The following is a 19,535-nucleotide window of genomic DNA, read 5'->3' as shown; positions in this document are numbered from 1 at the left end:
GTCACCGGGGCGCGCCGTCCCCGCCCGTGAGCGCGTACACGAACGCCGAGCGGGGGCCCAGCCGGTGGCCGAGCTCGGTCGGGGGGCCGGCCTCGAGCACGAACCCGACCCGCTCCACCACCCGCCGCGACCGGGGGTTGTCCGTGAACACGAGCGCCACGACGCGGCGCAGGCCGAGCTCGTCGAGGGCCCAGCCCGTCACGAGGCGCAGCGCCCGGCTCGCCACCCCGCGCCGACGGGCGGCGGCGTCGACCCAGTAGCCGACCTGGGCGCTGCCGGCGGCGTCGTCGATCTCGTGGAGCCCGATGGCGCCGAGGAGGGCGCCCGTGCCCCGGTCGACGATCACGAAGCTGGCGTCGCGTCCCGACCGCCACGACGACATGGTCCGACCCACGAAGGTCACCGCGTCGGCGGCCGTGTAGGGGGCGGGCACCATCGTGAACCGCGGGATGTCCGGATCCTGGACCGCGGCGGTGATCGCCCCGACGTCGCTCGGCGCCGGCGGCCGGAGCGCGATGCGGTCGTCGTGCAGGTCGGGGATGGTCAGGTCCATGGTCGAGCGTGCCATCATCGACCCTGCACGGGCCGCCGAATTCGGAGCCGACGATGAGCCTGGTCCACAACGTGGTGGGGCCGCCGAGCGCGGCGCGCGTGCTGCTGCTCGTGCACGGCTACGGCGCGGACGAGCGCGACCTCGGCGGGCTCCTCCCTTACCTCGACCCCGAGGGGCGCTTCCTCACCGTCCTCCCGCGCGGGCCGGTGGCGGCCCCGCCGGGCTTCGCCTGGTACGACCTCGCCGCCATGACCGACGCGCCGACGACGGACGTGACGTTCCTCGACTCCCTCTCGGCCCTCGATGACCTCCTGGACGAGGTGTGCGAGCAGCACGACAAGCCGCGCGCCGAGGCGATCGTCGGTGGCTTCTCCCAGGGTGGCGGCCTCGCCGTCGCGCTCGGGCTTCGTCGCAGCGACCGACCGCATCCAGCCGGCGTGCTCGCGCTCAGCGGCTACCTCCCGGAGATGGAGGGCCTCGAGTACGACTGGGACGCGGCCCGCTCCATCCCCGTGCTGGTCCAGCACGGCACCGAGGACCCGCTGATCCCCGTCGAGCGCGGGCGCGCCCTCGCAACCACCCTCATGGACCACGGCGTGCCCGTCGTCTACGGCGAGTACCCGATGGGCCACGCCGTCGCGCTCGAGAGCGTGCAAGCGGCCAAGGCCTGGCTCGACGCCGTCGTCGCCGGCGAGCGCCCGAGCGAGTCGATGCCCGAGGCGCCGCCGGAGCCGCTGGTGCGGCCGGTGACGACGTCGGCGTGGGAGGCCGAGGTGCTGCGCGCCGAGCTGCCGGTGATCGTCGACTTCTGGGCGCCGTGGTGCCAGCCCTGCCGGGCCGTGTCGCCGATCGTGGAGCAGATCGCGGCGATGCGCGAGGGCTCCTACAAGGTGGTGAAGGTCAACATCGACGAGGAGCCGGCCATCGCCCGCCAGTACGAGGTGCAGAGCATCCCGATGATCGGGCTGTTCCGCAACGGGCGCCTCGAGCGGGCCGCGCTCGGAGCCAAGCCCCGACCCCAGCTCGAGGCCGAGCTCGGCATGCTCGTCATCCCCTGAGCCGGCCCGGTCTGGGGCCTCAGGCCACCCGGATCGCGCCCGGCGGGCCCTCGACCGCGCCGGCGACGACGGCGGCGGCCAGCGCGCCCCGACGCTCGAGCTCGGCCACGAGGTCGCCGGCCCGGTCGGCGGCGACCGCGACCAGCAGCCCGCCTGAGGTCTGGGCGTCTGCGAGCAGCAGCTGCTCGTCGAGCAGGAGGCGGCCCCAGTCGACCGGCGCGGTCTCGGTGACGAAGGCGTGGTTGCGCTGGGTGCCGCCGGCCACCATGCCGGCGGCGAGGAGGGGCCGAACCCCGTCGAGCACCGGCACCGCGCCGGCGTCGACCTCGCCGGCGAGGCCCGACGCCGCGAGCAGCTCGCGGAGGTGCCCGAGCAGCCCGAAGCCGGTTACGTCGGTGGCGGCGTGCACCGCCGGGCCCAGCGCCGCGGCGGCGTCGCGGGCGTCGGCGTTCAACCTCGTCATGACCACGGTCGCGGTCTCGACGAGGGGGCCGGGGGCGGCCCCGCGCTTCACCGCGGTGGACACGACGCCGAGCCCGATCGGCTTCGTGAGCACGACCGCGTCCCCGGCCCGGGCGCCGGCGTTCGTGAGCACCCGCTCGGGGTGGACGGTGCCGACCACGGCCAGGCCGAACTTCGGCTCGGCGTCGTCGATCGAGTGGCCGCCGCCCACGAGCGCGCCGGCGGCGGCGACCACGTCGGCGCCGCCGTCCAGGACCCGCGCCAGCAGCTCGAACGGCAGGCCCTCGCGCGGCCAGGCGACCAGGTTCAGCGCCAGGAGCGGGGTGCCGCCCATCGCGTAGACGTCGGAGAGGGCGTTCGCCGCCGCGATCCGCCCCCAGTCGTAGGGGTCGTCGACGATGGGGGTGAAGAAGTCGGTGGTGAGGACGAGGGCCAGGTCGTCGCGGAGGCGGTAGACGGCGGCGTCGTCAGCGGTGTCGTAGCCGACGAGGAGGTCCGGGTCGGTGGCCGCGCCGGTGCGGCGCACGAGCCCGAGCACGGCCCGGAGGTCGGCCGGCGACAGCTTGCACGCGCAGCCGGCGCCGTGCGAGAAGGAGGTGAGCCGGGGCTGGTCGAGCGCGGTCACGCCCCGATGGTACGGGCGTGACCGGCTCCGCGATCAGGGGCGCAGCCCGTACGCGAAGTAGCCGGCGTCGATGTAGCGGACCACGTCGCCGGTGTGCGGCGCGTGGATGACCGCCCCGCCGCCGACGTAGATGCCGACGTGGCCCGACGTGTACGCGATGTCGCCGGCGGCCATGGCGCCGAGCGGCACGTGGGGGAGCATGCCGGCCTGGGCCTCGGAGTTGTGGGGCAGGCCCACGCCGGCGGCGCCCCAGGCCGCCATCGTGAGCCCCGAGCAGTCGTAGCAGGAGGGCCCGGCGCCGGCGTAGCAGTACGGCTTGCCGAGCTGCTGCGCCGCGAACGACACCGCCACGCCGCCCCGGCCGCTGGCCGGCGGGACCTTGCTCGGGTCGAAGGCCGGGCCGCCGCCGCCGTTGCCGCCGCCGCCGTGCGGAGCCTGCTGGGCCACCCGGGCGGCCTGGTCCTGGGCCACCAGGGTGGCGATGGTGCCCTTCACCTGGCTGAGCAGGCCCTGGTACTGGCTGTTCGTGGCCTGGAAGCTGGACTCGGCGGCCTGCACCTGCGCCTTCTGGCTCTCGGCCGCGGCCTTGGCGTGCTCGGCGTCCCGCTCGCGGGAGCCGAGGATGGTCCGGGCCTCCTTCAGCTGGTCGACGAGGGTGTTGTCCTGGCCGCTGGCGGCGGCGGTGTACTTCTGGCTGCTCGCCAGCTCGGTCGGGTCGACGTTGAAGAGGCCCGAGTCGGCGCCGTTGGCGGCGCGCTGGTAGATGGCGACGGCCCGCTGCTCGACCATCGCCTGCAGCCGGTCGGCCTGGGCCTTCGCCGCCGCGATGCGCGTCGTGGCGTCGGCGATCGTCGCGTTGGCCTGGTCGAGCTGGTACTGGGCCGCCCTCACCTGCTCGTTCAGCGCGTCGAGCTTCACCGCGTTGGCGTTGATCTGCGCCTCGAGCGCGGCCGCCTGCGCCTGCTGGTCGCTGAGCGGCGTCGCCCCGGCCCCGCCGACCGTGAACGTCGACGCCGCCGCCGCACCGATGACGAGAGCCAGGAGCAAAGCACGCTGGCGTCGGTGCAGGCGGGTCATTCGGGGCGGCTCGCTCGCTCGGGGGCAGCGGCTTTGCAACGAGGCCCGTCCGTCATCCGTGAACGATGACGTCCGGGCTTCGCAGCACCCTAGACAACCCCACCCGCCAAGGCCAGGATCGTAGGAACTGGGCCGCGTCGTCGCAGGTCAGAGGCCCGAAATTGGCCAGCCGGGGGTCGGGCGGGGGTCGCCGGGGCCGGCCACCTCGGGGACGGTCCAGGCCATCGCCTCGCCGACGGCGCGGGCCACGCGCTGCCACTCGCGCGGGTCCCAGCCCTCGGCGGCGGTGACGAGCGCGGTGTCCTGGCGCAGGTGCACGAACGCCGGGAGCCGCTCGAGCCCCAGGCTGCGCACGAAGGCCGACTCGGGGTCGACGAAGGTCATCACGCGCCCCTCGACCTCGCCGAGGAGCCGCCGGGCGACCAGCTCCCCCCCGGTCACGACGAAGGCGCAGCGACAGTCGGCGTCGCCGAGGGTGGCGAAGATCCGCTCCGCCACCGGGACCCACGCCGCGCCCTCCGGCCGCCCGGGCAGCACCACCAGGCAGAGGTGGAACATCGTGGTCCAGTCGTCGACCGTCCGGGTGACCCCGCGGCTGGTCGAGAGCTTCAACGTGGGGTCAGGGTTCTTCGCCACGGTCCTCCTGCCGGGCAGGAAGGTAGCGTCTGCGCGCGGGGGCGACCACGCCGGCGAGGGGATTGCGGCGATGCCCGGGTCCGACGTCAGCGTCCCGAGCGACGGACCGCGCCGCGCCGGCTACCGGGCCGTCCCCGACGCCGGCTCGGGGCCCGGGGTGGTCGTGATCCAGGCGTGGTGGGGCCTGGACGACCAGATCCGAGCCGTCGCCGACCGCTTCGCCGACGAGGGGTTCACGGCGCTGGTCCCCGACCTGTACCGCGGCGCCACGACCACCGAGCCCGACGAGGCCCGCGCGCTGATCATGGCCCTGAACGTCGAGCGCGCCGCGAAGGACATGGCGGGTGCCGTCGACGACCTCGTCGCGAGCGACGCCGTCACCTCCCGGCGGGTGGGCGTCGTCGGCTCCGGCATGGGCGGCGGCCTGGCCCTCTGGCTGGCCACCCTCCGCCCCGACGCGGTCGCGGCCGTGGTGCTGTCCGACGGGCTCCTCCCCTGGCCGGCGGCCCAGCCCGACTACTCGAGGCTGGCCGCGCCGGTGCAGGGCCACGCCGCCGGCGACGACGAGCGCGCCGCGGCGGCGGTCCACGCCCTCGAGGAGCAGCTGCGGGCGCTCGGCCCGGCGGTCGAGTTCTTCACCGACCCCGACCCCGATCACCCCGACCCGGCGTGGCGACGCACGATCGAGTTCCTCCGCGCCCACGTGCGCTGAGCCGGCCCGGGCCGGGCGGCGCGGGCCCCGGGGCTCAGGCCTGCCCGGTGGCGCGCAGCATCGACGGCGGCACCTCGTCGCGCCCGGCCGCGAGCAGCGCCGCGCGCTCCACGTTGATCGGGTCGCGCTCGGCCCGCTCGGCCCAGCCGTCCCACGGGCCCGGCGGGATGGACCCCGCGACGCAGTGGCGGAGGTAGGCCTGGAGGGCCCGGGCCTCGGCCTCGCCGCCGACCGGGCCGTGGCCCGGCACGAGGATGTCGGCGAGCTCGATCACGGCGTCGAGCACGTCGGCCCAGCCCGCGGGGTCGCCCTGGAAGGCGAGCGGCGTCACGCCGAAGAAGCAGAGGTCCCCGGTGAAGCACACGTCGGCGTCGGCGACGAGCACCAAGAGGTCGGACGGCGTGTGCCCCGACGCCGGGAGCAGCTCGACCCGGGCCGTGAGGTTGGCGGCCCCGTCGACCTCGTGGGTGACCGGTCGGGTCCCGGTCTCGGCCAGGTCGTCGAACTCCTCGTCGAAGGCGGGCATGAACGCCTTGTAGGCCTCGACCGGCATGGCCTGGTCCAAGAGCGCGCTCGTCCCCGGGGTGGCGTACACGGCCGCGTGGGGGAAGGCCCTCGTCCCACCGACGTGGTCGATGTGCGCGTGCGTGAGCACGACCCGGCGCACCGGGCGGCCCAACGCCCGCACCGCGGCGGCGAACGGCTCCCACTGCGAGCGCACCATCAGCGTGTCGATGACGGTGACCCCGTCGTCCTCGACGACGACGCCGGCGTTGCTCACACCGGTCTCACCGCCGGGCTGCACCCACGCGTACACGCCGTCGGCGAGCTCGCGCAGCGTCAGCGTCGGGCCGGCTGTCGCCACGCCGGCGAGGGTACCGTTTGCGCATGTCCGAGCGCTCTCGAACCCTGCCCCGCCGCTCGTGCCTCTCGGTGCCCGGCTCGAGCCCGAAGATGCTCGCGAAGGCGCCGGGGCTCGGCGCCGACATGGTCTTCCTCGACCTCGAGGACTCGGTCGCGCCCTTGGAGAAGGAGGCGGCGCGCGACAACGTCGTGAAGGCCATCAACGAGCAGGACTGGGGCGACGTGGTCCTCTGTGTTCGGGTCAACGCCTGGGACACCCGGTGGACCTACCGCGACGTCGTGCACGTGGTCGAGAACGCGTCGGAGCGCCTCGACGAGGTGATGCTGCCGAAGGTCCAGTCGGCGGCGGAGATCCGCGCCCTCGACCTGCTGCTCACCCAGATCGAGGAGACGACCGGCCGCAAGGGCTGGGTCGGGATCGAGCCCCAGATCGAGACGGCCCGGGGCCTCATCAACGTCGAGGAGATCTGCGGCGCGTCGACCCGCCTCGAGACCATCGTGTTCGGGCCCGCCGACTTCGCCGCGTCCACCGAGATGCCGGTGCTGACCGGCGGGGTGCAGATCCCGGAGTACCCCGGGGACCACTTCCACTACGTGTTCTCGAAGATCCTCATGGCGGGGCGGGCCAACGGGCTGCAGGTCATCGACGGCCCGTACCTGAAGATCCGCGACCTCGACGGCCTGCGCGACTACTCGAACCGCACCCGGATCCTCGGGTACGACGGGAAGTGGGCGCTGCACCCCGACCAGGTGAAGGTCATCAACGAGGTGTACACGCCCACCCAGGAGCAGTTCGACCGGGCGGGGGACATCCTCGAGGCCTACCGGGCCGCGACAACCACCGCCGGCGACCGCCGCGGTGCGGTGATGTTCGGCGACGAGATGATCGACGAGGCCAGCCGCAAGATGGCCACGAAGTTCGTGGCTCGGGGCGAGCGGGCCGGGATGCGCCACCACCCCGACGGGTGACGGGCGGCGCCGCCGGCTCGGCGCCGCGATACCGTGGCCGCGACGGTCGGTCTCGGAGTGGCGATGGCGTTCTCTCGGCTCGCACGGCGGTCACGGCGCCGGCGCGACGGCGGGGTGCCGCGCTGGTGGGAGACGTCCCAGAGCGTCGCCGCCGACCTCCACCGGCGGATGCACCGCTCCCTCGCCGGGGCCCGCCGCACCGTCGCTGACGCCCAGCGGTGCGGGGTGCCCACCCAGCACTACGACCGGCTCTGTGACGAGCTCGACGAGGCGGCGCGGGCGATCGACGCGCAGCTCCTGCAGGCCTCGCAGCTGCCGATGGGCGTGCGGCACCGGGCCCTGCACGACCTCCGCTACCGCATCGCCGACCTCGAGCGCACCGGCGGGCGCATCGGCCGGACCGCCCTCGAGGCCGCGGCGCCCGCGACGGGCGGGGTCGAGGCCTCGCTCCGGCACATCAACGAGCGCCTCGACCAGCACCTCGAGGCGCGCGCCGAGCTCCGGCAGCTCGGCCCCGGCTAGGCCGAGCGCGCGCCCGCGAGCGCCTGCTCGGCGAGGCGGGGGGCGATCACCCGCAGGCACAGCGTCTCGTCGGCCCCCTCGAAGATCGACAGCACCCGGGCGTCGACGAAGTAGCGGGACACCGGGAACTCCTCGGCGTAGCCCATGCCGCCGTGCAGCTGCATGGCCTCCCGGGTCACCCACTCGGCGGCCCGGCAGACGTACGCCTTCACCATCGACGCCTCGAGCGACCCCTCGCCGCGGCCCATGCGCCGGGCCACGGCGTACGAGAACTGGCGACCGGCCTGGATGAGCGCGGCCATGCGGGCGAGCTTGGCTCGGCTGAGCTGGTAGTCGAACACGGGCTCGCCGAACACGCGCCGCTCCTGCGCGTACGCCAGCCCGGCCTGGAATGCCGCCTCCATGAGCCCGACCGCCCGCGCCGCGGTCTGGAGCCGGCCGTTCTCGAAGCCCTCCATCTGCAGGTAGAAGCCGTGGTTCAGGCCCGCGGGGCCGCCGACCAGGTTGTCGGCGGGCACGAACCAGTCGTCGAAGGCGACCTCGAAGGAGTGCATCCCCCGATACCCGAGGGTGTCGATGGCCCGGCCCTCCATGCGCCCCTGCCCGTCGGGTCCGGTGAAGCTGAACGCGTGACCGGGGGCGCGGGGCTTGTCGACGACGAAGAGCGAGAGACCCCGGTGGCCGGCAGCCCGGTCGGGGTCGGTCCGGGCCAGCAGCATCAGCAGCTCGGCGCGCCCGGCGAACGTGGCCCACGTCTTCACCCCGTTGACCCGGTACCCGCCGTCGACCGGCGTGGCGGTCACGGCCAGGTGCGCGACGTCGGAGCCGAAGTCGGGCTCGGTCACCATCACCCCGACCATGAGCTCGCCGCTGGCGATGCGCGGGAGCCACCGCTGCTTCTGCTCCTCGGTGCCGCCGCGCACGAGCGCCCGGGTGAGGATCTCGGGTCGGGTGATGAGCGACCCGCCGACCCCGAGCGATCCCCAGGACAGCTCCTCGGTGGCGACGACCATGCCGAGGTAGTCGTGCTCGCCGCCGACCGCGAACCCGCCGTAGGCCTCGGGGACCGACAGGCCGAACCCGCCGAGCTCGGCCAGCCCGGTGATGACGTCCTCGGGGATGTCGGTGTTCTGGCGGTGGACACGCTCGGCGACGGGCCGGATGCGCTCGGCGGCGAAGCGGTGGAACGTGTCACGCACGAGGTCGAACTCGTCGCCGAGGCGCGCCGGGCCGGTGCCCGCCCGCTCGAGGTGCGCGGCGACGGCGTCGACGAAGACGGGGGAGCGGTGGGCCTCGAGGAACGGGAGCGCGGCCGACAGGTCCGCTTCGACGCCCCACAGCGCCTCCCGGCCGACGAGGCGGGCGGCGAGGTCCGCGATCGCGTCGGCGATGAAGAGGCGGGCCAGGAGCCCCTCGTACTCGCCCGCGGTCCCGTAGTCGAGCATGACGCGGGCGGCCGCGACCGCGCTGGCGGCGTGCGCCAGGTCGTAGGCGAGGACCTGATACGGGTCGAGCGCGGCCCCGCTCACCCGTCCCCGCTCGCCGCCGGCGTCGTGCGCGAGCCGCTGGCAGGCGGCGTCGACGATGGCGGCCGCGTCGTCGACCGCGGCGGCGGCGGCCGACAGCGCCTCGGACATGCGCTCGGAGCCTACTGACGGGGTGGGGTTGCGCCCGACGTCGGTGGGCTGGTGGACGCCGGCGGTCTCGACTGCGTCGTCGTCGGCGGCGAAGTAGCCGGCGGCGTCGTGGGCGTCGGGCGGGTCGGGGCCGGGCTCGTCCCCCGTCCGACGGGCGCCTGGGTCGCGCCCGGCACCTCGATGACTTGCTTCGGGGCGTCGGGCACGGCCTGGCCGGTCAGCCGGCACCGCGTGTCGAGGGCCGCGAACAGGACGCGGGCGAGGCGAGCCGCCCCGGCGTCGGTCAGGTGCACGCCGTCGTCGGCGCGCACGAGCTCGATCTTGCCGGTGGGGCCGGGCAGCGTGGCGCTGTAGCGGCCCTGGCCGTCCCCGAACAGCGTGTAGGCGTCCACGAACGTGGCGTTCGGGCGCGCTTGCACGACGCTGCGCGCGACCTCGTTGACCTGGCGGACGCCCGCGTCCTGCCGGGGGTCACGCATCGTCGGCGCGCCCACCCAGTACACGGGGCGGTTGTTCGCGCTCAGCACGTCGAGCATCTGCGCCACCAGCAGCGCGTAGCGGGCCTCCCACACCGGCTGACCGCGGGCGTCCGTCGGCTGGGCCTGCGGGACCATCCAGTCGTTCGCGCCGATGATGAACACCGTCGCCTCGGGGTCGAGGTGGGGGAGCTGCTGCGACGCGTGCTGCGGCCAGTTCAGGAGCTCGGGGCTCGAGAGCCCGGTCGAGACCCGCGAGTCGAACGTCCCCTGCACGACGCCGGTGTTGCCGGCCATCGTGCCGAGCGCGGGGCCGAGCGAGCCGGCGAGCGAGTCGCCGCCGATCCAGAGCCGCAGCGGCGCGTCCGGCGTCAGCGGCGACCGGCACGGTGGCCCCGCCACCGAGTGCACCGGGACCTGCACCGCCCGGCCGGCCAGCGTCGGGGGTTCGGCCCCGCCGACGCGCCAGGTGTCGGTGGCCCAGAACCCGACGACGACCGCGAGCCCGGCGGCGAGCACGCCGGTGCCGACGAGCCGCAGGGTCCCTCGGCGCTTCGCTCTGCGGGCCGGCACGGTCAGCCGGAGCCGGCGCCGTCGACCGCGACGAGGGCGGCCCCGGGGCCGCGGCGGGGACGGGCGGGGCCCAGCGGGCGCCGGCTGCGGGTGCTCAGGTGCGTCACGGCTCTGGCCGCCTCGACGGGGGTGCGACGCTCAAGGTAGCGGCGCCGCTCCGGCCGGCCACGGCGTGCGCGGGGGGCCCGGGCCGCGGTGCGACACTGACCCCGCCATGCCGACCAGCTGGCCCCTGGTGGGGCGCACCGCCGAGCTCGCCGCGGTGGCGGCGGCGATGGACGCCGGCGGCGGCGGGGTGCTGCTCTCCGGCCCCGCGGGGGTGGGCAAGACGCGGCTCGCCACCGAGTGCCTCGAGCTGGCCGAGGCGCGGCGCTGGTCGACCGGCGTGGTGCGCGCCAACCAGGCCGTGGCGTCGATCCCCTACGGGGCGTTCGCGCCGCAGCTCCCGCGCGCGTTCCGGAGCGCGCAGGGCGAGGCCGACGCCCTCCGCCAGGCCGCGCACGCGATCCTGGCCCGCGCCGGCGAGGGGCGGCTGCTCCTCGTCGTCGACGACGCCCACGAGCTCGACGACGGGTCGGCGGCGCTGCTGCACCTGCTCGCCGGCTCCCCGCCCGTCTTCCTCGTCGTCACCGTCCGGGCCGGACCCGAGCCGCCCGCCGCCGTCACCGCGCTCTGGAAGGACGAGCTGCTGGAGCGCATCGACGTCGCCGAGCTGGACGGAACGGCCGCCGCCGAGCTCGTCGCCGTCGCCCTCGGCGGCCCCGTCGACGGCGGCACCGCCCAGGCGCTCTGGCGGGCCAGCGGCGGCAACGCCCTGTTCCTGCGCGAGCTCGTCATCGGGGCCCAGGACGCGGGCGCGCTGCGGGACGTGGGCGGCCTGTGGCGGCTCCGCGGCCAGCTGTCGCCGTCGACGCGTCTCGGCGAGGTCGTCGGGCTCCGACTCGGGCGGCTGTCGGACGGCGAGCGCGAGGCGGTCGAGCTCGTCGCCGTCGGCGAGCCGGTGTCGCTCGACGACCTCCTCGAGCTGGCCCGCGTCGACTGCGTCGACGACCTCGAGCGCCGCGAGCTCCTCGAGGTGCAGCCGGAGGGGCAGCGCCGGCAGGTGCGCATGGCCCACCCGCTGTACGCGGAGGTGGTGCGGGCCGGGTTGCCCGGCCGACGGCGCCAGGAGCTCCTCGGTCGGCTCGCGGTCGCGGTCGAGGGGCGCGGCGCCCGTCGCCGGGAGGACGTGCTGCGCATCGCGGTGTGGCGGGTCGACGCCGGCGGCGGCGGCCGGCCGGACCTGCTGAGCGCCGCCGCCCGTCAGGCCCTGGCGGCTCAGGACCTCCGCCTGGCCGTCCGGCTCGCCGAGGCCGCGCGCGCCGCCGGCGCCGGCGCCGACGCGGCGCAGGTCCTTGGGATGGGACTCGACGGGCTCGGCGACCACGAGCGGGCCGAGACCGTGCTGGCCGCCGGCGAGCGCGAGGCGATCGACCCTGGCCGCCGCGCCGAGCTGTCGATGGCCCGAGCCGACAACCTGTTCCGTGGCCTCGGGCGCGCCGACGAGGCGGAGGGGGTGCTCCAGGCGGCCGAGCTCGCCCTCGACGACCCGTCGCTGCGGGACGGGCTGGTGGGGCTGCGCGGCACCTGCCTCGTCTTCGAGGGTCGCCTCAACGAGGCGCTCGAGCTGCTGGAGCCGCTGCTCGCCGAGGGCGCGGACCTCGCCGACGCCCACGGAGCCATCCCCGGCGCCGTCGCCCTGGCCCTCGCCGGCCGCACCGAGGAGGCGTCGGCGCTGGCCCGTCGAGGTCGCGAGGCGCGCGAGCGGCTCGGGGAGCGGGTGCAGCTCGGCGCCCCCGGCGTCTACCTCGTGGCCGAGGCCCAGGCCCTCCTCGAGGCCGGCCGGATGGCCGACGCCGCCGTGCTGGCCCAGCTCGGCTACGAGGGCGCCCTCGACGTGGGCGCCCACCACGGCCAGGCCTGGTTCGCGGCCATCCTCGCCCGCATCGACCTCCACCGGGGCCGGGCCGCCAGCGCGGCGCGGTGGGGTCAGGAGAGCGGCGTGGTGTTCCGCGAGCTGCGGCACCCGTCGGCCCGGTGGGGCTTCGGGGCTCTCGCGGGCGCGCGGGCGCTGGCCGGCGACCTGGACGGGGCCGAGGCCGCGTTCGCCGAGATCGACGCCGAGCCCCCGACGCCGGTACGGGTCTTCGACCCCGAGATCGCCCGCGGGCGGGCCTGGCTCGCGGCGCAGCGTGGCGAGCGCACCCGCGCCCGCGAGATCCTGGAGGAGGCGGCGGCGCAGGCCGAGCGCGGCGGCGCCCGCACGATCGCGGCCGGCGCCATCCACGACCTGGCCCGACTCGGCGACGCCGCGTCGGCCCTGGACGGGCTCGAGCGGGTCGCGTCCCCCAGTGACAGCGCGTACGTGGTGACGCGGCGTGACCACGTCCGCGCGCTGGTCGCCGAGGACGGTGACGGGCTCGACGCCGCTGCCGCCCGGTTCGAGGCCCTCGGCGCGGCGCTGCTCGCCGCCGAGGCGGCCTCGGCGGCGGCCACCCTGCACGCCCGAGCCGCGCTGCGTCGGAAGGCCGCGGCCTCCGCCCGCCACGCGGCCGCGCTGCTCGCCGGCTGTGAGGGGGCGCGGCCGTTCATCGCCGTGCCCGACCTGCCCGGCTTCGGGCTGACCCCGCGCGAGCGCGAGGTCGCGGAGCTGGCGGCCCAGGACCTCACCAGCCGCGAGATCGCCGAGCAGCTGGTGCTCAGCGCCCGCACGGTGGAGAACCACCTGCAGCGCGCCTACGAGAAGCTCGGCGTCGGCGGCCGCCGCGAGCTGCGCGAGGCCCTCGCGTCCGGGACCGAGCCCGGGTGACCGCGCCCACCGACCCGGCGACGCGCGACGAGCTCGTCGCCACCGTGCGACGGTTCGTCGAGCGCGACGTCCTGCCGGTGGCCTCCGAGCTCGAGCACGCCGACGAGTACCCGGCCGGTCTCGTGGCGACGATGCGCGACCTCGGCCTCTTCGGCGTCACCGTCGCGCCCGAGTTCGGCGGGCTCGGCCTCGACCTGCGCACCTACGTCGGGATCGTCGAGGAGCTGGCGGCCGGGTGGATGTCGCTGTCCGGCATCCTGAACACCCACGTCATGGTGGCGAACCTCATCAGCGGCAACGGCACGCCGGAGCAGCAGCGCCGGTGGCTCCCGGCCCTGGCGAGCGGCGAGGTGCGCGGCGCGCTGTCGCTCTCGGAGCCCGACGCCGGCAGCGACACCGGGGCGCTGTCGTGCCGGGCCGCGCGCGACGGCGACGAGTACGTCATCACCGGCACGAAGGCGTGGGTGACGAACGGAGAGCGGGCCGGGCTGGTGGCGCTGGCGGCGCGCACCGACGAGGGAATCACGTGCTTCCTCGTCGGGAAGGAGCCCGGCCGGCACGCCGACGGGATCACCGTGAGCCGCGCCATCGGCAAGCTCGGCTACAAGGGCCTCGAGACCGTCGAAATGGTCTACGACGGTCACCGGGTGCCGGCCGATGCCGTGCTCGGCGGCGAGGCCGGGCTCGGGCGCGGCCGCCACTTCATCCTCGGCGGGCTCGAGGTCGGCCGGATCAACATCGCCGCCCGGGCCGTCGGCGTGGCCCGGGCCGCCTTCGACGCCGCCATCCGCTACGCCCAGCAGCGCCAGACCTTCGGGCAGCCGATCGCCCAGCACCAGGCCATCCAGCTGAAGCTCGCCGACATGGCGACGAAGCTCGAGGCCGCCCGGCTCCTGACCCTCAGCGCCGCCGACCGGCGCGACGCCGGCGATCGCTGCGACGTCGAGGCGGGGATGGCGAAGCTGTTCGCGAGCGAAGCCGCCCTCGAGATCGCGACCGAGTCGATGCGCATCCACGGCGGGGTCGGCTACACGACCGAGCTCCCGATCGAGCGCTTCTACCGCGACGCCCCGCTCATGATCATCGGGGAGGGCACGAACGAGATCCAGCGGCTCGTCATCGCCCGCGGCCTGCTCCGCCGCCACGCGGTCGAGTAGCGGACCGCGCCGAGCGGGTCCTCGATGGAGCCGACCCGCCGGGCCCCGGCTTAGGCTCCGCCCATGACGGTTCACGACCGGCCGTTCGGGCGGTACCTCGAGGACTTCGTCGTCGGCGACGTCTACCAGCACTGGCCCGGCAAGACGATCACCGAGTACGACGACCACCTCTTCTGCCTCATCACCATGAACCACCATCCGCTCCACCTCGACGCGTGGTACGCGGAGCACGAGACGCAGTTCGGCAAGAACGTGGTCGTCGGCAACCTCGTCTATTCGCTGGTGCTCGGGATGAGCGTCCCCGACGTCAGCGGCGCCGCCATCGCCAACCTTGAGGTCGAGGAGCTGAAGCACGCGCGGCCCACCTTCCACGGCGACACGATCTACGCCGAGACCCGGGTCCTCGACGTCAAGGAGTCGGCGAGCAAGCCCGACCGCGGGGTCGTCACCGTGGAGACGCGCGGCTTCAACCAGCGCGGTGAGGAGGTCTGCTCGTTCCGCCGCAAGGTGCTGGTGCCCCGACGGGAGGCCGCGCCGCCCCGGCGTCGCCCGTACGAGTCACCCGCCGGCGGGTGAGCCCGAACGACCCGAGCTGCGCCTTCTGTCGCGTCGTCACCGGCGAGGCCCACGCCCACGTGGTGCTCGACGAGCCCCTCGTGGTGGCGTTCCTCGATCACCGGCCCCTCTTCCCCGGCCACACCCTCGTGGTGCCCCGCGACCACGTCGCGACCCTCACCGACCTGCCCGCGGCGCAGCTGGCCCCATACTTCGGCGCCGTCCAGCGCGTCGCCGCCGCCCTGCCGGGCGCGGTCGGGGCCGTCGGCACCTTCGTCGCCGCCAACAACGTCGTGAGCCAGAGCGTCCCCCACCTCCACTTCCACGTCGTGCCCCGCCGGCCGAAGGACGGGCTGCGGGGCTTCTTCTGGCCCCGCGGCCGCTACGAGAGCGAGGCCGAGATGGCCGCGGTCGCCGCCGCCCTCCGCCGCCGGTTGCAGTCCGGGTAGCGATGTAATAATGTAATTGTCATGACGCAAGGCAAGCTGGCCGGGTGGTTCGCCGGTCGAGTCCCCGAGGGCTGGTTCACGGGCCCCCCCGAGGTGACGGCGGACCGGGACGAGATCGTCGTGACGGGCTCGCTGCCCGAGCCCGAGGTGGGCGCCGACGCCGACGACGACGCCCGCCGGGCCGCTCGCCGGGCCCGCATCGAGGGCCACCGCGAGGACACCCGCCAGGCCCGCATGCGCATCGCCGACGAGGCCGAGGCCCGGTTCGGGCGCAAGGTGGCGTGGGCCGCCCGCTGCGGGGAGGACGAGGTCGCGTTCACGAACCTCAGCGTGCCGGTCATGACCCGGCTGCGCATGCGGGAGCGTCGCGTCCTCGACACCCTCGTCGACGCCGGCGTGGCCCGGAGCCGCTCCGAGGCCCTGGCCTGGTGCGTGCGGCTGGTGCGTCAGCACCAGGCCGAGTGGATCGACCAGCTCCGCGACGCCCTCGTCCACGTCGAGGCCGTCCGCGCCGAGGGCCCCGACACCGCCTGAGGCGCCGCTCGACCGTCGACTCCCCGCCCCTGCGGCCGGGGCTGGGCGGACATGCTCGAGCGCCGACCGGGGTATGGTCGACGGCGATGTCGGGGGGTGTCACCGTCACCTTCTGGGGCGTCCGGGGCTCGACTCCCTGCGACGGGGCCCGCTACGCCCGCTACGGGGGCAACACGTCCTGCGTGTCCCTGGAGGCCGAGGGCCACCGGCCCCTGATCTTCGACCTCGGGACCGGCCTCCGGGAGTACGGCGAGGCGGTGACGGCGCGGGCCGCCGCCGAGCTCGAGGCCAACCGCAGCCACCAGTACCTCGCCACCGCGCTCCTCACCCACCTCCACTGGGACCACATCATCGGCCTGCCGTTCTTCACTCCCGCCTTCCGGCCCGACGCCGAGCTCGACGTGCACGGGCCGCAGCAGCCGGGCGGGCTCGGGCCCGTGTTCGCCGACGTGATGCGCCCGCCGTACTTCCCCATCACGCCGGCCGACATGGGCGGCCGGGTGACGTTCTACGACACCGCGTCGGACGACTTCGGGGTGAACGGCGCCAAGGTCCGGTCGCGGTGGGTCCGCCACACCGACCCGACCCTCGGCTACCGGGTCGAGCTCGAGGGCGCGGCGGTCACGTACATCTCCGACCACGGGCAGGGCTGCTCGACCCGCCCGGCGCAGGACGACCACGTCCCCGAGGGCGTGCTCGAGCTCTGCGACGGCGTCGACGTCCTCATCCACGACTCGCAGCACACCGCACCGGAGTTCGCGGTGAAGCGGCACTTCGGGCACTGCACCGTCGACTACGCGGTGCGGGTCGCCCAGGAGTCCGGAGCCCGCCTGCTCGTGCTCTTCCATCACTGCCCGACGCACACCGACGACGACCTCGACCGGATGCTCGACTCCGCGCGCGACCTGGCGGCGAAGGGCGGTGGGCTCGAGGTGATCGCAGCCCGGGAGGGCATGCGGCTCCCCGTCGCGTCGCACTAGCGATGGTCGAGGACGCCGCCGCGGACGACGTCCTCCGTCCCGGCGGCGAGGACTTCCGAACCGTCCTCGGGCAGTTCGCCACCGGCGTCACGATCATCACCGCGATGGACGGCGGCGAGCCCGCGGGCGTGGCCGCGAACGCGTTCACGTCGGTGTCGCTCGACCCGCCGCTGGTGCTGTTCTGCGTGGCCCGCACCTCGACCACCTGGCCCCGGATCGAGCGGGCCCGGCGCTTCGCGGTCAACATTCTCGGCGAGCACCAGGAGGAGCTGAGCCGGCTGTTCGCCACGAAGGGCGCCGACCGCTTCGGGCAGACCGACTGGCACCTCGGGGTCGGGGGCTCGCCCGTCCTCCACGACGTCCTCGCCTACCTCGACTGCGAGTTCTGGGCCGAGTACGACGGCGGCGACCACATCATCGTGGTCGGTCGAGTCCTCGACCTCGGTGTGAGCCAGCACGCCGGCCCGCTCGTCTTCTTCCGCGGCGAGTACGTCCGGGTCTCCCGGTGAGCGACGACGAGCCGGTCGTGGTCGTCCTCGGGCGCAGCGCGCCTCGTGTGGGCGCCCTCGTCGCCGACCTGCGGGCCCGAGGCCTGCGCGCCGGAGCGTTCGTGGGCGACCCCGCGCGCGAGCGCGACGCGCTCGTCGAGATGCTCGCGGAGCTGTACGGCGAGCGCGCCGAGCCGAGCTGACGGCGCGCGCGGCGCGACGCGGATCTCCCCGGGCGCTCGAGAGGGCCCCTGGTAGCCTCCGGGAACGGCCCGAGCGGCGGCGCGCCGGGCACGGTCGCGGCGCCAGGAGCTGACGGTTGGACCAGGAGCACGAGTCGCGGCGAGCCGGGTGGCGGCTCATGCGCTCGGCGCTCAACACCCAGCGGCGCTGGCTCGTCGCCGGGATCCTCGCCGGCGGCCTGTGGACCGGGGCCAAGCTGGCGGTGCCGCTCCTCGCCGCCGCCGCCGTCGACCAGGGCATCCTCGGCCACGACGGCCACAAGATCCTCGTCTACTCGCTGAGCATCGCGGTCATCGGCGTGGTGCAGGCGATCGGAACCGCGCTCCGCCGCTACACCGCGTTCCGGATCTCGTACCGGGTCGAGACCGACCTGCGCGAGCGTCTCTTCGCGCACCTGCAGCAGCTGCACTTCGCGTTCCACGACCGGGCCCAGACCGGCCAGCTCATGGCCCGCGCCAACAGCGACATCCAGCAGGTCAACCTCGTCGTCGTCCTCATCCCGCTGACCGTCGCGACGACGTTCCTGTTCGCGGGCGTGATCGTCGTGATGGTCATCCACAGCGTGGCGCTGGCGCTGCTCGCCCTCGGTGCCCTGCCCCTGCTCAGCCTGGCCGCGGCCCGGTTCTCGCACCGGCTCCACCCCGTCTCGCTCCAGCTGCAGCAGGAGCTGGGCGACTACTCGGGCGTGGTCGAGGAGAGCGTCGCCGGGATCCGGGTCGTGAAGGGCTTCGGCACCGAGCGCCGCCAGGAGGAGCAGCTGCGCGTGGAGGCCGACCAGGTGCTCGACCGGGCCCTCGCCGCCGCCAAGCTGCGGGCGAACTTCCTGCCCCTCGTCGACTTCCTCCCCGCCCTCGCCCTCGTGATCATCCTCGGCTACGGGGGCCACCTGGTCCTGCAGGGCCAGCTGCAGATCGGCGCCCTCATCGCCTTCAACGCCTACATTCTCTACCTGCTCTGGCCGCTGCGGCTGGTGGGGATGCTCATCGCCCAGGCCGCCCGCTCCTCGGCCGCGGCGGGGCGCATCAACGAGCTGCTCGTCACCGACGCCGCCGTCGCCGACCCGCCCCACCCGACGCCGCTGCCCGCCGGCGGCGGCGAGGTGCGCTTCGAGGGCGTCCGCTTCGCCTACGGCGCCGGCCCGCCGGTCCTGAGCGGCCTCGACCTCGTCATCCACCCGGGTGAGGCCGTCGCCGTCGTCGGCCCGACCGCGAGCGGCAAGACGACCGTGGCTCGGCTGCTGCCCCGCTTCTACGACGTCGACGCCGGGCGGATCCTCCTCGACGGCGTCGACATCCGGCAGCTGCGACTGCGCGAGCTCCGCCGCGCCATCGGGATCGTGTTCGAGGACACGTTCCTGTTCACCGACAGCGTGGCCGAGAACATCGCCTTCGCCGAGCCCGACGCCTCGATGGACGCCGTGCGCGAGGCGGCCCGGCTCGCCGGCGCGGACGAGTTCGTCGAGCGGCTCCCCGACGGCTACGACACGCTCATCGGTGAGCACGGCTACTCCCTGTCGGGCGGGCAGCGCCAACGCGTCGCCATCGCCCGAGCGGTCCTGGCCGACCCGCGGGTGCTGATCCTCGACGACGCCACCTCGTCGGTCGACCCGACGAAGGAGCACGAGATCCGCGCCGCGCTGCGCGAGGTCATGCGCGACCGGACCACGCTGATCATCGCCCACCGGGCCGCGACGATCGCCCTCGCCGACCGGGTGGTGCTCCTCGACGAGGGTCGCATCGTCGCCGAGGGCACCCACGACGACCTGCTCGTCAACTCCGACCGCTACCGCCACGTGCTCGCGCAGGCGGGGGCGGCGGCGCCGGTCGCGGGAGCAGCCGACTGATGGCGAGCGACGCCCGCCTCGAGGCCTTCGCCAGCGACGAGGAGCTCCTCACCCGCGAGGACGCCAAGCACCTGGTGCGCCGCCTGTGGCGGCTGCTCGACAAATACCACCGGCGCATCGCGTTCGCGACCGTGCTCATCATGCTGTGGACCGCCTGCCTGCTGGCCGGGCCGACGCTCGTCAAGCACGGCATCGACGCCGGCCTGCGGGGCAAGGACGAAGGCGCGCTCGACCTTGCGGCCGGCCTCTACCTCGCGGTCGCGATCGGCGGGCT

At 75.1% G+C, this 19,535-nt stretch carries 21 protein-coding genes; 14 read left to right on the top strand and 7 right to left on the bottom strand.

What is annotated here, in order from left to right; translation table 11 throughout:
* Nucleotide 1: 1 nt before the first annotated feature.
* Nucleotides 2-568: a GNAT family N-acetyltransferase gene (locus VG869_11905; GenBank protein ID HEV3451896.1), complete on the bottom strand. Its 567-nt coding sequence runs from the start codon at nt 566-568 to the stop codon at nt 2-4.
* A gap of 38 nt (nt 569-606) precedes the next feature.
* Between VG869_11905 and trxA the strand changes: the two genes are divergently transcribed.
* Nucleotides 607-1,611, top strand: a complete 1,005-nt coding sequence (gene trxA, locus VG869_11900) for a thioredoxin (GenBank protein ID HEV3451895.1) — start codon at nt 607-609, stop codon at nt 1,609-1,611.
* Nucleotides 1,612-1,630: 19 nt separating this feature from the next.
* On the opposite strand, the gene selD is transcribed toward trxA, so the two are convergent.
* The 3 genes from selD to VG869_11885 form a co-directional block, all read right to left on the bottom strand.
* On the bottom strand, nt 1,631-2,698 hold the full coding sequence (gene selD, locus VG869_11895) for a selenide, water dikinase SelD (GenBank protein HEV3451894.1): 1,068 nt from the start codon (nt 2,696-2,698) through the stop codon (nt 1,631-1,633).
* Between the two features lie 33 nt (nt 2,699-2,731).
* A complete protein-coding gene (locus tag VG869_11890; protein HEV3451893.1) occupies nt 2,732-3,775 on the bottom strand; it encodes an NlpC/P60 family protein in 1,044 nt (347 codons plus the stop codon).
* Nucleotides 3,776-3,922: 147 nt separating this feature from the next.
* Nucleotides 3,923-4,411: a hypothetical protein gene (locus tag VG869_11885; protein ID HEV3451892.1), complete on the bottom strand. Its 489-nt coding sequence runs from the start codon at nt 4,409-4,411 to the stop codon at nt 3,923-3,925.
* 70 nt (nt 4,412-4,481) lie between these two features.
* On the opposite strand from VG869_11885, the gene VG869_11880 reads away from it, so the two are divergent.
* Nucleotides 4,482-5,123, top strand: coding sequence for an alpha/beta fold hydrolase (locus VG869_11880; protein ID HEV3451891.1), 642 nt, complete (start codon nt 4,482-4,484; stop codon nt 5,121-5,123).
* A gap of 34 nt (nt 5,124-5,157) precedes the next feature.
* Here VG869_11880 and VG869_11875 read toward each other — a convergent pair whose 3' ends face one another.
* A complete protein-coding gene (locus VG869_11875) occupies nt 5,158-5,988 on the bottom strand; it encodes an MBL fold metallo-hydrolase (protein HEV3451890.1) in 831 nt (276 codons plus the stop codon).
* A 23-nt stretch (nt 5,989-6,011) separates the two neighbouring features.
* Between VG869_11875 and VG869_11870 the strand changes: the two genes are divergently transcribed.
* Both VG869_11870 and VG869_11865 read left to right on the top strand, forming a co-directional pair.
* Nucleotides 6,012-6,956 carry a CoA ester lyase gene (locus tag VG869_11870; GenBank protein HEV3451889.1) on the top strand — a complete coding sequence of 315 codons (945 nt, stop codon included), beginning with the start codon at nt 6,012-6,014 and terminating at the stop codon, nt 6,954-6,956.
* Between the two features lie 63 nt (nt 6,957-7,019).
* Nucleotides 7,020-7,478: a hypothetical protein gene (locus tag VG869_11865; protein HEV3451888.1), complete on the top strand. Its 459-nt coding sequence runs from the start codon at nt 7,020-7,022 to the stop codon at nt 7,476-7,478.
* Here VG869_11865 and VG869_11860 read toward each other — a convergent pair.
* Both VG869_11860 and VG869_11855 read right to left on the bottom strand, forming a co-directional pair.
* Complete coding sequence (locus tag VG869_11860) at nt 7,475-9,115, bottom strand: acyl-CoA dehydrogenase family protein (GenBank protein HEV3451887.1); 1,641 nt, start codon at nt 9,113-9,115, stop codon at nt 7,475-7,477. The two genes, VG869_11865 and VG869_11860, sit on opposite strands and share 4 nt — an antisense overlap.
* Nucleotides 9,116-9,126: 11 nt before the next feature.
* Nucleotides 9,127-10,164 carry a GDSL-type esterase/lipase family protein gene (locus VG869_11855; protein ID HEV3451886.1) on the bottom strand — a complete coding sequence of 346 codons (1,038 nt, stop codon included), beginning with the start codon at nt 10,162-10,164 and terminating at the stop codon, nt 9,127-9,129.
* 214 nt (nt 10,165-10,378) lie between these two features.
* Here VG869_11855 and VG869_11850 point away from each other — a divergent pair, with 214 nt between their 5' ends.
* From VG869_11850 to VG869_11805, 10 genes are all read left to right on the top strand, one after another.
* Nucleotides 10,379-13,012 (top strand): AAA family ATPase, encoded by a 2,634-nt coding sequence (locus VG869_11850; protein ID HEV3451885.1) that lies wholly within the window; start codon nt 10,379-10,381, stop codon nt 13,010-13,012.
* Nucleotides 13,009-14,169 (top strand): acyl-CoA dehydrogenase family protein, encoded by a 1,161-nt coding sequence (locus tag VG869_11845; protein ID HEV3451884.1) that lies wholly within the window; start codon nt 13,009-13,011, stop codon nt 14,167-14,169. The genes VG869_11850 and VG869_11845 overlap by 4 nt, the downstream gene beginning before the upstream one ends.
* 63 nt (nt 14,170-14,232) lie before the next feature.
* Nucleotides 14,233-14,745: a MaoC family dehydratase gene (locus tag VG869_11840; GenBank protein HEV3451883.1), complete on the top strand. Its 513-nt coding sequence runs from the start codon at nt 14,233-14,235 to the stop codon at nt 14,743-14,745.
* Nucleotides 14,742-15,173: an HIT family protein gene (locus VG869_11835; GenBank protein ID HEV3451882.1), complete on the top strand. Its 432-nt coding sequence runs from the start codon at nt 14,742-14,744 to the stop codon at nt 15,171-15,173. Before VG869_11840 ends, VG869_11835 begins: the two co-directional genes overlap by 4 nt.
* A gap of 21 nt (nt 15,174-15,194) precedes the next feature.
* Nucleotides 15,195-15,707: a hypothetical protein gene (locus tag VG869_11830; protein ID HEV3451881.1), complete on the top strand. Its 513-nt coding sequence runs from the start codon at nt 15,195-15,197 to the stop codon at nt 15,705-15,707.
* A gap of 86 nt (nt 15,708-15,793) precedes the next feature.
* Nucleotides 15,794-16,687 (top strand): MBL fold metallo-hydrolase, encoded by an 894-nt coding sequence (locus VG869_11825; protein HEV3451880.1) that lies wholly within the window; start codon nt 15,794-15,796, stop codon nt 16,685-16,687.
* A 2-nt stretch (nt 16,688-16,689) separates the two neighbouring features.
* Nucleotides 16,690-17,196, top strand: a complete 507-nt coding sequence (locus VG869_11820; GenBank protein ID HEV3451879.1) for a flavin reductase family protein — start codon at nt 16,690-16,692, stop codon at nt 17,194-17,196.
* Nucleotides 17,193-17,378, top strand: a complete 186-nt coding sequence (locus tag VG869_11815; protein HEV3451878.1) for a hypothetical protein — start codon at nt 17,193-17,195, stop codon at nt 17,376-17,378. The genes VG869_11820 and VG869_11815 overlap by 4 nt, the downstream gene beginning before the upstream one ends.
* Nucleotides 17,379-17,494: 116 nt before the next feature.
* Nucleotides 17,495-19,261: an ABC transporter ATP-binding protein gene (locus VG869_11810; protein HEV3451877.1), complete on the top strand. Its 1,767-nt coding sequence runs from the start codon at nt 17,495-17,497 to the stop codon at nt 19,259-19,261.
* A partial coding sequence (locus VG869_11805) for a hypothetical protein (protein HEV3451876.1) occupies nt 19,261-19,535 on the top strand: 275 nt, incomplete at its 3' end. The genes VG869_11810 and VG869_11805, both read left to right, overlap by 1 nt.

This window comes from Acidimicrobiia bacterium, from assembly GCA_035948415.1.
GTDB lineage: Bacteria > Actinomycetota > Acidimicrobiia > IMCC26256 > PALSA-555 > PALSA-555.
This window is presented reverse-complemented; position numbering and strand designations above follow the sequence as displayed.